Annotated in this window: 10 protein-coding genes and 1 other annotated feature (1 of these 11 running past the window's edge); of the genes, 7 read left to right on the top strand and 3 right to left on the bottom strand. The window is 36.7% G+C overall.

Annotated elements, in window-relative coordinates; all coding sequences use genetic code 11:
• Positions 1-117: 117 nt before the first annotated feature.
• From C2I06_RS13620 to zupT, 3 genes are all read left to right on the top strand, one after another.
• Complete coding sequence (locus tag C2I06_RS13620) at positions 118-1,635, top strand: flavocytochrome c (RefSeq protein WP_095330332.1); 1,518 nt, start codon at positions 118-120, stop codon at positions 1,633-1,635.
• 187 nt (positions 1,636-1,822) lie between these two features.
• On the top strand, positions 1,823-2,032 hold the full coding sequence (locus C2I06_RS13615) for a hypothetical protein (protein WP_123258214.1): 210 nt from the start codon (positions 1,823-1,825) through the stop codon (positions 2,030-2,032).
• Positions 2,033-2,325: 293 nt separating this feature from the next.
• Complete coding sequence (gene zupT, locus C2I06_RS13610) at positions 2,326-3,135, top strand: zinc transporter ZupT (protein WP_095330334.1); 810 nt, start codon at positions 2,326-2,328, stop codon at positions 3,133-3,135.
• Between the two features lie 106 nt (positions 3,136-3,241).
• Here the strand turns inward: zupT and C2I06_RS13605 are convergent, their stop codons facing one another.
• A complete protein-coding gene (locus C2I06_RS13605) occupies positions 3,242-3,460 on the bottom strand; it encodes a hypothetical protein (RefSeq protein ID WP_095330335.1) in 219 nt (72 codons plus the stop codon).
• Between the two features lie 389 nt (positions 3,461-3,849).
• Between C2I06_RS13605 and rpiA the strand changes: the two genes are divergently transcribed.
• Both rpiA and ystJ read left to right on the top strand, forming a co-directional pair.
• A complete protein-coding gene (gene rpiA / locus C2I06_RS13600) occupies positions 3,850-4,536 on the top strand; it encodes a ribose-5-phosphate isomerase RpiA (RefSeq protein WP_123258213.1) in 687 nt (228 codons plus the stop codon).
• 238 nt (positions 4,537-4,774) lie between these two features.
• Complete coding sequence (ystJ, locus tag C2I06_RS13595; protein ID WP_095330337.1) at positions 4,775-6,010, top strand: NADP-dependent malic enzyme; 1,236 nt, start codon at positions 4,775-4,777, stop codon at positions 6,008-6,010.
• 46 nt (positions 6,011-6,056) lie between these two features.
• Here the strand turns inward: ystJ and C2I06_RS13590 are convergent, their stop codons facing one another.
• Both C2I06_RS13590 and C2I06_RS13585 read right to left on the bottom strand, forming a co-directional pair.
• A complete protein-coding gene (locus C2I06_RS13590; RefSeq protein WP_123258212.1) occupies positions 6,057-7,388 on the bottom strand; it encodes a nucleobase:cation symporter-2 family protein in 1,332 nt (443 codons plus the stop codon).
• A 152-nt stretch (positions 7,389-7,540) separates the two neighbouring features.
• The gene (locus tag C2I06_RS13585; protein ID WP_123258211.1) at positions 7,541-9,187 is read right to left on the bottom strand and encodes a PucR family transcriptional regulator; all 1,647 of its coding nucleotides are present in this window, start codon (positions 9,185-9,187) and stop codon (positions 7,541-7,543) included.
• A gap of 243 nt (positions 9,188-9,430) precedes the next feature.
• Between C2I06_RS13585 and allC the strand changes: the two genes are divergently transcribed.
• Together allC and C2I06_RS13575 are read left to right on the top strand one after the other, a co-directional pair.
• On the top strand, positions 9,431-10,666 hold the full coding sequence (gene allC / locus C2I06_RS13580) for an allantoate deiminase (RefSeq protein ID WP_123258210.1): 1,236 nt from the start codon (positions 9,431-9,433) through the stop codon (positions 10,664-10,666).
• 393 nt (positions 10,667-11,059) lie between these two features.
• Positions 11,060-12,289, top strand: a complete 1,230-nt coding sequence (locus tag C2I06_RS13575) for a pyridoxal-phosphate-dependent aminotransferase family protein (RefSeq protein ID WP_275068545.1) — start codon at positions 11,060-11,062, stop codon at positions 12,287-12,289.
• 191 nt (positions 12,290-12,480) lie between these two features.
• Positions 12,481-12,601, top strand: a binding site (T-box leader); it runs 97 nt beyond the window's last position.

Here is a 12,601-nt window from a genome sequence, read left to right as displayed (position 1 = left end):
AAATGAAATTCTAACTTTTTTGTGAACTTATGCACAAACTATGTTTTTGGTGCTATACTTTGGTAGATGAAGGCACCTGAGCAATGAATAGAATAGGTGCTGTATGGAGGTAAAAAGATGAAAAAAAGAATAACATCTATGCTTATCTTAGTTTTTTCCCTAGTGCTTGTCCTTGCTGGTTGTGGAAACGACAAAGCAAGTAACACGCAAAAGCAAGAAAAAAAAGATAAGGGGGCAGAAACAGTATCAGGAGCGTCCAAAACTAGTTATACGCCATATGAAGAACTTAAAGACAGCTATGATATTATTATTGTTGGCGCTGGCGGAGCTGGAATGACAGCTGCGTTAGAAGCAAAGGCCAAGGGATTAAATCCAGTTATCCTTGAAAAAATGCCGGTTGCAGGAGGTAATACAACAAAGGCTTCTTCTGGAATGAATGCTTCAGAAACTAAATTTCAGAAAGAACAAGGCATTAAGGATAGTAATGATAATTTTTATGAAGAGACATTAAAGGGTGGTCATGGAACAAATAATAAAGAAATGTTACGTTTCTTTGTTGATCATTCTGCAAGTGCTATTGATTGGCTAGATTCCATTGGTATCCGGTTAAATAATTTAACGATCACAGGTGGAATGAGCGAAAAACGTACTCATCGTCCTGAAGATGGCTCAGCAGTTGGGCAGTACATTGTAGATGGATTATTGAAAAATGTGCAAGAAAAGGATATACCATTATTTGTTAATGCAGATGTGAAAGAAATAACAGTAAAAGACGGGAATGTAAATGGCGTCCATGTATTATTCAATCAAACCGATGAAAAAGAAATTGCTGCAAAAGCAGTTGTTGTCACTACTGGTGGATTCGGCGCCAATATGGAAATGATTAAAGAAGTAAGAAGTGATTTAGGAGACTATGTGACAACAAACCAAGCTGGTAGTACTGGTGACGGAATTAAAATGATTGAAAAACTAGGTGGGACAACCGTTGATTTAGATCAAATTCAAGTCCATCCAACTGTACAACAAGATGAATCATATTTAATAGGAGAAGCAGTTCGTGGAGAAGGTGCAATAATGGTCTCTGCAGAAGGAAAAAGATTTACAAACGAATTAGACACGCGTGATAAAGTTACTGCGGCAATCAATGAGCTTCCAGAAAAAGCGGCATTTTTAGTGTTTGATGCTGGGGTGAAATCTCGTGTAAAAGCTATTGAGCAGTATAAAAAAATGGGATTTGTATTAGAAGGAGAAACAGTCGAGGCTCTAGCGGAAAAGATGAATGTTTCTGCTGACGAGTTAACTGCCACGCTAGAAACATGGAATAGTGCTGTTAAAAATAAGGATGATCAAGCTTTCGGAAGAACAACAGGAATAGACAATGATTTATCCAAAGCTCCTTTCTATGCTATTAAAATTGCCCCAGGTATCCATTATACAATGGGAGGAGTAAAAATTAATACAAACACAGAAGTCCTTAATAAAGAAGGAGCGCCAATCCCAGGCTTATTTGCAGCAGGGGAAGTTACCGGTGGACTTCACGGAGAAAATCGAATTGGCGGTAATTCTGTCGCAGAAATAATTATTTTTGGTCGTCAGGCTGGTGTGAAATCTGCAGATTATGTAAAAGCAAAATAATCGATAGTACTGTGAAAGCTTATATTTCAGTTTCATTAGCCAATTAGGCTGATAGATAAAAGGTTCAAATCACTTTTGATTTGGACCTTTTATTTTGCTATTAAGATTATTGTCTTAAATAAATTAATTAGGGACATCGGACAATCTCTTGCTTTCATACGTTAAATGCAAAGGGGAGCTGTGGAAAATGAAAGACAATAGAGGAAAAGAAGTAATGATTGTGGTTTTAGAATTTTCACAAATGAAAAGATTTTTAATGATGGATATGGGAATCGGCACTTTGTCCTATTATTTAATTAAAATGATTAATGGCAATCTCCTTATTGATTTAATAGGAAGTACGATTATTACTGAGGGAGTTAAAAGAGTGTTTAAAGGGATAAATAATAAAAAATAAGACTATTACCTAGAAGATGGAGCTGATTTCGAAAAAACAAAGAAGGAAGGAAAGAAAGTGATCTTTTTGCGTATAATGTATTAAGTGATGTTAATGGTTAGGGAAGAAGGATAAAAAAAGCAAAAGATTAGCATAGAGATATGGATAATTCACCCATAATACATAATGTATAGATTGACGAATATTTGGAATTTAGATAAAATTTTTCCTGAGAGAAACATTTTTTAATGAAGAAATAAATTTTATATAAATGAAAAACACAGAAATATTATAGTAGATAAAGGGGGATTTAAATGCCCGAAAATTTATTAATTGCCTTTGGTTTAACATTATTAGCAGGCCTTGCTACTGGGATAGGAAGTGTCCTTGCTTTTTTTACATCCACCACAAACACAAAGTTTCTCTCTTGGATGCTTGGTTTTTCAGCAGGAGTAATGATTTATGTATCGATGATTGAAATTTTTGTGAAGGCAAAGGATGCATTAGTAGGATCATTGGGGATACAGACTGGGAATTGGCTTACGGTGGCGGGTTTTTTTGGTGGAATTCTCCTTATTGCCTTGATCGACAAATTTGTTCCAGAGCAAGGAAACCCACATGAATTAAAGAAAGTAGAGGAAATTAATAAATCTAATCTAAAAAGGACAGATCATTCTTTATTAAAGATGGGAAGTTTTACAGCATTGGCAATTGCTATTCACAATTTTCCAGAAGGAATTGCAACCTTTACGGCAGCTTTACAAGATCCAGGACTGGGGGTAGCAATTACTGTTGCCATCGCCATACATAATATACCAGAGGGGATTGCTGTGGCAGTACCCATTTACTTTGCAACAGGTGATCGAAAAAAGGCATTTAAACTTTCGTTTTTATCAGGATTAGCAGAGCCAGTTGGCGCATTAGTTGCTTTTCTCATCTTGATGCCATTTCTAAATGATGTTATGTTCGGTCTCATATTTGCAGCAGTAGCAGGAATCATGGTGTTTATTTCTTTAGATGAATTACTGCCAGCAGCCAAAAAATACGACGAAGGCCACTTATCCATATACGGCCTGATAGCAGGGATGGCTGTGATGGCAGTAAGTTTGTTATTGTTTATATAATGAAAAATTATATGGTCAATGTCCTTGAATACTGGATTGATTCAGCCGGAATCCACGCACCCGAAAGGGAAGTGTATTCCGGTTTTCGTTTTAATAGAATTCACCATTACTTCTTTTCTAATAAGTTGTTTTCCTTCTCCATTTTTTCCACTTCTAATTTCAATTTTTCTGTTTCTAATAAGAAATTTTCATGTTTTAATCTTTCCAGCTCTAACTGATCTTTTAGCATTGCTTTGTTGAGCTTGGCCCTTTTTTCTAAATGATCCGTGATAATTCCAGCTAGGGAACTCAAGAATATAGCTATTACAATCACAATAATAATCATCATATAACTCCCTTATATTGTTTATTAACAAATACGAAAAACGCATGAAAAAGTTTCAAATGAAAGACAAACGAACTATGACTCGGTAAATTGGAATTTTTTTTGCGGAATAACTAAGGAGGAAATGAAATCATTTAAAAGGGCACAAAAAAGGAAATCGGACAGTTCAAAAAATATAATGGCTTCTTTTTTTGAAGGAAAATATGATTATTGCAGCAAAAGCGATCTATAGGAGGAATGCAGATAAAATGGAACAAGTGAAAAATAAAGTGAAAGTATATTTAGGAGAAAATTTCTAAGGAAAATAGATGAAAGAGAAGGCGTTATCATCTATTATAGAAGGAGGATAACTATTTGGATGAATAAAAAAAAGTGTGTAGGTGAACAGAATGGAAAGACAGGATGAAAAAGTATTAGTCGGAGAAGCAGCAGTCATTCAATTTGTGAAAGATGGGATGACAGTCGGACTTGGCACGGGATCTACTGCCTATTATGTGATAAAAAAAATGGGAGAAATGATTAAGAAGGGGGTGGAATTAAAAGGTGTAGCAACGTCAAAGGCTACAGAAAAATTAGCCAGCGAATGTGGAATTCAGCTGATTGATATAAACGAAGTAGAGCAATTAGACATTGCTATTGATGGAGCGGATGAAATTGATGATAACTTCTTTGCGATTAAAGGGGGCGGCGGAGCATTATTGCGTGAGAAAATAATTGCCAGTGCTGCTAAAACCTTTATTGTAGTTGCTGATGGAAGCAAGAAAGTCCAATCATTGGGAAAATTCCCTCTTCCTATTGAAGTCGTACCTTTTGGTTATAAACATACAGAGAAAGCCATTCGAAAATTTGGCTGCAAAACAGCGATACGGCAGAAAGATGGCAAGCTCTTCGTAACAGATAACGGAAATTATATTATAGATTGTTCTTTTCCTACTATCCAAAACCCCACTCAATTACATCAAGACTTGAATAATATAGTAGGGGTAGTAGAGAATGGCCTTTTTATTAATATGGTAGACGTTTTAATTTCCATAAATGAGCAAGATCAAATCAGCGTGGAGCATAAGAACAGATAATTTTAGATATAGGGGATTTATGTAGATAAATTCCCTTGTAATGATGGTTTGATAAAGAAGAGTGGCAGTCTGTAGAAATGCTTTGGAACAGTTTTAAAGATATTCTTTATTTTTTCTTGAAAGCGTTTCTTTTTTTGTTTCTACGTTATATTATCGTAGATAGGGAGGGGAATCCTTATCTAGGAAATGCATCCAATGGAAGGATGCAATCATGTTACAGAAATAAGGGAGAGATAGAATGTCTTTACGAGAAGATGCTTTACATATGCATCAAGTCAAACAGGGGAAATTGGAAATCCATGCAAAAGTGGAAGTAAAAAATGCCCAAGATTTAAGTTTAGCTTATTCTCCGGGAGTAGCAGAACCATGTAAAGAAATTTTTGAGAATCCAGAAACTGTCTATGACTTTACCATGAAGGGTAATATGGTGGGCCTTATCACCAATGGTACATCTGTACTTGGTTTGGGTAATATTGGTGCTGAAGCATCTTTGCCAGTAATGGAAGGGAAAGCAATATTGCTTAAAAGTTTTGCAGGTGTAGATGCCTTCCCCATTGTTTTAAATTCAACAGATGTAGACAAGATAGTAGATGCAGTTAAACTAATGGCTCCTACTTTTGGTGCCATTCACCTAGAAGACATTGCTGCTCCACAGTGTTTTGAGATTGAAGAAAGATTAAATCAAGAATTAGCCATTCCAGTTTATCATGATGACCAGCATGGTACAGCAATTGTAGCTTTGGCAGGACTTCTAAATGCCCTTAAGATAGTAAAGAAAGAAATGAAGGATTTGAAAATAGTAATAAATGGTGCGGGCGCTTCAGGTATTGCTATTACAAAGCTTTTCAACTCTTATGGTGTAACTAATATGATTATATGTGACACAAAAGGGGCGATCTTTGCTGGCAGGACAGCTGGGATGAATCCAGCGAAAGAATCTGTTGCAGCTTATACGAATGTTAAGTTGACGAGAGGTACACTGAGAGATGTTTTAGTGGGAGCAGATGTATTTATTGGTGTTTCTGTAGCAAATACTTTAACGAAAGAAATGGTACAGACAATGAATAAGGATGCGATTATCTTTGCACTGGCAAATCCAGTACCAGAAATAAGTCCGGCACAGGCGAAAGAAGCGGGCGCGGTCATAGTTGGAACAGGAAGATCAGATTTTCCGAACCAAGTAAATAATGTATTGGCCTTTCCAGGAATTTTTCGTGGTGCTTTAGATGTTCGTGCAACCACTATTAATGAAGAAATGAAAAAGGCAGCAGCTGAAGCGATTGCAGGCTTAGTTGCGGATGCTGAGTTGAATGAAGATTATGTAATTCCAAGTCCCTTTGATCCTAGAGTTGCTCCTGCTGTTGCTTCTGCTGTGGCAAAAGCAGCAATGGAAACAAAGGTAGCAAGAATTCAAGTTAATCCAGAAGCTGTAAGACTGAAAACAATGAAAATGACGACTTTTGATAAAGAATAAAAGGATTGATGAAGAGGCTAGTTCCAAATGGGCAGCCTCTTTTTGTTTACAATGTATTTGTTTCGCCGACTTGTTTGCTCAAGAGAGAGACATTAGAGCTTTTCTTACTGGTTTTAACATTAAAAAGAAGATTTAATAAAATGGCAGCCAAACTTCCTGTGATAATCCCATCACTTACAATGATTCGTAAGGCGGAAGGAAGCTGGTCAAATAAATTAGGAACTGCTGTTGCTCCTAAACCGATAGAAATAGAGCAAGCCATGATTAACAAGTTAGCCTGATTGGTAAAATCAACTTTGCTCAGCATTCTTATGCCAGAAGCAACAACCATTCCAAACATAACAACGGTTGCTCCGCCTAACACTGGTGTGGGAATAATAGTGGCAAAAGCCGCAACCTTAGGAATAAAGCCTAAGAAAACAAGGATTCCTCCTGCGGCAATTACGACATTTACCGTTTTGACTTTTGATAGCTGAACAAGACCAACGTTTTGAGCAAAGGTATTATACGGAAAGGCATTAAATAGTCCACCTAAAGTAATCGCTAAACCCTCGGCACGATACCCACGCGTTAAATCCTTTTCACTTAGTGGCGTCTCCGTTATTTTGCTTAGTGCGAAAAAGACACCAGTTGATTCAATTACAATAACTAAACCGACAATTAACATGGTTAGAATTGGCCCAAATTCAAAGCTAGGTATCCCAAAATAAAATAGTTCAGGAAAATGGAACCAACTAGCTTCTTTTACTGGAGTAAGGTTTACTTTACCAAGAATAGCAGCAATAATAGTACCAGCAATAATTCCAATTAGGACGGCCAATGATTGCATAAATCCTTTTGTAAACCGGTTTAACAAAAGAATGAACAATAGGACGCCAAATGCCAAAAGCAAATTCTCAATGGAGCCAAAATCTTCGCTTGCTGCTCCTCCGCCCATATTTTTAATACCAGATGGGATAAGAGATAAACCGATAATAGTTACAACTGTTCCTATTACAACTGGAGGGAAGAGCTTGGTAATTTTGCTGAAAAAAGGAGCACAAATAAACATAAAAATCCCTGTAATAATAATGGCTCCATAAATAGCGGTGACTCCATAATTTGTTCCGATCGAAATCATCGGAGTAACAGCGACGAATGAACTACCTAGTACAACTGGCAAGCCAATGCCTAAATATTTGTTTTTCCAGGCTTGAAGCAATGTGGCAATTCCACATGTTAAAAGATCAATTGCAACAAGATAGGCTAGTTGTTCGCTTGTTAAATTTAAGGCTCTTCCAACTAATAGTGGAACAAGGATAGCACCAGCATACATAGCAAGAACATGTTGAAGACCTAAAGAAAAAATTCGAATTCCCTTTTTGTTATTTTGAGGCATTATAAACACTCCTTCTCCTTTGTTATTCATTCTAACGTATGGTGTTATATTTATTAACATAATAAGAAGTAAGAAGAAAGAAGTCATTGGTTAATTTATACAAAATATTTAGAAAATATAGATTATATAACTAAGACAAATGAAAAACTTCTTTAGATTTGGCTTTGTTTTTTTCTTTCATTCATTTTTAAAATTGATTTAATCCGAAAGGCAAAACGAAGGTGGAAGGTAGTCTCTGGATCCTTAAGACTTTTTCCTAAGAGATCCTCACATTTTTCTAAGCGATAAATCACTGTATTACGATGTACATAAAGACGTTTCGCTGTTTCAGAAATTTGGCAATGGGTCTCTAAGTAAACAGATAATGTATGGAGTAATATTTGTTCATCTTCTTGCTGATGATTGTTAGAGAAAGGTTGAAAAATATGATCATAAAATTCCTGCAGATCCTTTGTTGGAATGATTCTTAACATTTCAAAGGCATCCTTTGGTCGATGTATCTGGATAAAAGGAGTGTTTCCAGAAAGCTGTCCAGTATGTAATGCACTAAGCGCCTCTTGATAAGCATTAGGTAAATTTAACAGGCGCTGATAAACATTACTGATACCGAATGAAATACTTGTTTTAAATGTGTTCACAAGATGGGTTTGGATATTTTGTAAATAAGGAAGAATGGTTTTGTCTAGCTCATAAGAGGAATCGGTAACTTCCATGATAATAATACAATGATCCTCAATAAGAAAAAGCTGAGAAGCGAAAGGTGCCTTTTTTATTTCTGTTTCGATAAATTCAAATACATAATCTACCTCAACAGAATGCTGTGTGAAAGATTTATATTGATCGCCGCTATCCAATTTGCCAATTATTGCGATGGAAGCCTGTTCTTTTTTTAAGAAAAATTCTTTAGCTCTGCTTTCGATTTCCTCAGCAAAGCTAAACTTTCCTTCCATAAAGTGAGCGAAGAAATCATTTCTTGCTCTTCTAGTATATTGCTTCACTGTATTTTCCCTCATTAGCTCAAAAGAAAGCACATTAGTTGCTTGTTCAATCGTAAGAAGCAAGCTATGACCTTCCATGGGGATTTCTCCCAGAACAACTAAAAATGCTGGTTTTCTCATATGTGTATAAATGGGGAAAATTGTAAAAAATTCTTCTGTATTTCTACTCGAAAAGCAAGAGTATGGTGAGTTAGCTAATAAAAATTCAAACCCATTAGCATGGAGAGAGCTCAAAAAGTTATCGGTAGATGTTCGATTATGAGAAGAAGTGTGTATTTGAAAATGGGCATCTAGTAAAAAGATCGGCTTGTTAATCATTTGAGATAAGTCATCAATAAGCCTTTTTATCCCTTTCCCTTTCAGAATATGCTGCGTGAATTTCCGATGGGTTTCAAAGGCAGTGGTTAACTCTGCTGTTCTTTGACTCAACATATAGTTTAAAGAAGCATTAACGATTTCCCCTAGTGAAGTTTCTAAAGGTATTTCTAATAGGGGAAATCCTATTTCATTTGCGAATTGAATCGCTTCTTGTGGTATATGTCCTAAAAATCTCTTGGACTTAATTCCTAAAGCTGTACAATCCCTTTTATGCATACTTTTTATTAAGGAGAGCAGAACACCAGGATTATCTTTAAGATGATAGGCAGTAGTGACTAATAAATCGTTTGGGTTTAAGAAGTCCACGATATCAGGGGCATCCATCATGGTAATATGCTTAATTTCTTTATTTAATCCTCCGTGACCTGCAATTACTTGCACTTCTGCAAAGGCAGGTTTTTGTAATATCTCTGCTAATTTCAATTGTATCCCTCCCAAAGTAATCCGTGTAATCAAGAAGCTTCTTTAGTTAATTTATACAAAGTATTTAGACAATTCTAACATTTTATCTAATGAATTGCTAGCAAGTGATTATTAAAATAATGGATACATATATTAGTGCGTTTTAAGTAGTTTTAAATATTATTAGAAAATAACAAAAGGAAGGAGAGTTCTTTCTTTTTATTTTGAATGTAGGGAGAGTATCAGCAGAGAGGAGCGGGAGAAATGAAGACAACTATTGATATTGAAACAAAAGAAGTAGGGGACTGGATAGAATGGCTTGCCCGATTTGGGAAGACGAAAAATGGTGGAGTTACAAGACTTCTCTATGATGAAAATTGGCGCTTAGCCCAACATTCTCTTTTTCAAAAAATGAAAGAAAATGGCTTGAATCCTTATTTTGATGGTGTTGGCAACTTATTTGGCAGGTTAGCAGGAGTAGATCTAGAGGAGAAAGCCATTCTAACAGGTTCTCATATTGATACTGTTATAGATGGTGGAAAATATGATGGAGCCTTCGGGATTATGGCGAGTTTTATCGCTGTCAATTATTTGAAACAACATTATGGTAAACCAAAAAAGACAATAGAAGTAGTCTCTTTATGTGAGGAAGAGGGGAGTAGATTTCCTTTAGCTTTCTGGGGATCTGGATCGGTAACGGGAAAGTTTACTAAAAGTGATTGCGAAGGATTAGCTGACGCAAGAAATATTTCTTTTGCTCATGCTATGACATCGGCGGGCTTGCAGCCAGTTGAAAAACAAGTTAAGCGAGAGGATATTGAATGCTTTATAGAAATACATATAGAACAAGGGGCTGTCTTAGAAAAAGAGCAGAAGTCTATAGGGATTGTCTCTCATATAGTTGGACAAAGAAGATTTACGATCAAAGTTACTGGGGAGAGTAACCACGCAGGTACAACTCCCATGCCTTATCGAAAGGATAGTATACATCTTGCAGCGGAATTAATTACATATGCCATTAAACAAGTTACGGAAATGGACGCTCACTTAGTGGCGACAGTTGGGAAAATACAGGCAGTGCCTAATATTCCTAATGTGATTGCCAAAGAGGTTACTTTTACACTGGATGTCCGCCACCACCAAGAAGAAGTGCTAGATTACTATTGTGAGAAAATTTTTGCACATTTTAAAGAGAGATGTAAGACTGCTGGTATGGAAGTAGGATGGAATCAATGGCTGGATGTTAAGGCCGTTGCAATGGACGATAAACTAACGCAGCTGTCGGAGAGAATTGTGGAGGAAATAGATATCCCATATCAAAAAATGATTAGTGGTGCCGGTCACGATGCACAAATTTTCGGAACCTATTGCCCGACAGCGTTACTATTTGTTCCTAGTGTAAATGGGATCAGTCATTCCCCAAAGGAACATACAAATCTAGAAGATTTAAAAAATGGGGTTGTTGTTCTTATAGAATTACTACACCGTTTGGCTTATTGATTTTTTCTGAGATGAACGTACTTAAGGTGCAGGGAAGGCGGAAAGTGGAGTTCATGAGGTCGATGAAAGCCGAAAAGTAGGAGTGGAAAGAGGAAAGTGGAGTTCATGGGGTTGATGAAAGCCAAAAAGTAAGAGAGGAAAGAGGAAAGTGGAGTTCATGGGGTTGATGAAAGCCAAAAAGTAAGAGAGGAAAGAGGAAAGTGGTGTTCATGGGGTTGATGAAAGCCGAAAAGTAAGAGAGGAATAGGAAAAGTGGAGTTCATGGGGTTGATGAAAGCCGAAAAGAAGAGAGGAAAGAGAGAAGTGGTGTTTATGAGATTGATGAAGACCAAAAAGAAGGATCACGAAGCAAGCAGAGGGAATTACTAAAAGATAAGGAAAGGAAGTATCATAGTGACTTTTTTAGAACTAAACACACCCTTAAGAACGATTATGACACCAGGACCTGTTGAGGTTGATCCGAGAGTGTTAAGGGCGTTAAGTACACCTATTTTGGGACAATTTGATCCTGCATTTACATCTATCATGAATGATGTTATGAGAATGATTCAACAAGTTTTCCAAACTAAAAATCAATGGGCATATCCAGTTGATGGAACATCAAGATCTGGACTAGAAGCTGTATTGGCCAGTGTCATTGAGCCAGGAGATAAAGTGTTAATTCCAATTTACGGAAGATTTGGACATCTTTTGACGGAAATTTCTGAAAGATATGGGGCTGAGATTCATTTGCTTCAATGTAAATGGGGCGAGGTTTTTGATCCAGAAGTAATTATTGCAGAAATGAAAAGAGTGAGACCGAAAGTAGTTGCTCTTGTTCATGGAGAAACATCAACAGGGTGTATGCAGCCATTAGAAGAGGTCGGCAAAGCATGTCGAGAACAAGATATTCTCTTTATCGTTGACGCAGTTGCAACAATTGGAGGAGCCAATGTTCAAACAGATAATTGGTATATCGATGCAGTAATTGGAGGAAATCAAAAATGTTTATCAGTTCCATCTGGAAATGCCCCTATTACGTATAATGATCGAGTGGAAAAAGTGTTAAATGCACGGAAGAAAGTAGAAAGAGGAATAGCTACAGAAGTGGAGCTAGCAGAGATAAAAGCCCATGCCCCAATTCGCTCAAATTATTTAGATTTGGCACAATTGCAGGATTATTGGAGTCCGCGAAGGCTGAATCATCATACAGAAGCAACTACCATGTTATATGCTCTTCATGAAGGATTAAGAATTGTTTTAGAAGAAGGCTTGGAAAAGAGGTTTGCTCGTCATCAGTACCATGAACAAGCGCTCATGGAAGGAATAAAGGGAATGGGGCTTGAATTGTTCGGTGATAAAAGGTGGAAGCTGCCAACGGTAACATGCATTAACGTTCCAAAGGGGATTGATGCAGAATCTGTTCGTAGTATGATGCTTGAGCAATTTGGAGTAGAAATAGCCAGCTCTTTTGGTCCATTACACGGAAAAATATGGAGAATTGGAACAATGGGCTATAGCTGTCGCAAAGAAAATGTCTTATTCGTACTTGCGAGTTTAGAGGCATGCCTCATTAGCCATGGTGTAAAACTCCCTGCAGGCCAAGCACTGCAAGCAGCGCTAAATTTTTATTTAAGAGGTTAATAGATAAGGGTCCAGAGAAATACTTTCTATGCCTAAAAAGCATAGAGCTTAAAGAAAACACAGAGAAGCCATTCACTCCTTCTCCATTATCGAAAATAAAAGATATATGCCCTATCGGTTAAAAAGAATAAAAAAAATCTATATTGACAATAATGTTTCTATCCGATATGATTTTTCACAAAGAAATGAATAATGAAACTATAAAAAGGATTAGTATGCAGCAATGTCTATAAAAAGAGAGGGTCTAAATGCTGAAAGGACCTATAGGCTTACCTGTTGAACCTGCCTTTTTCGTTCTGTATCGAATAGACT

It is taken from the genome of Niallia circulans (genome assembly GCF_003726095.1).
GTDB classification, from domain to species: Bacteria; Bacillota; Bacilli; order Bacillales; family Cytobacillaceae; genus Niallia; species Niallia circulans_A.
This window is presented reverse-complemented; position numbering and strand designations above follow the sequence as displayed.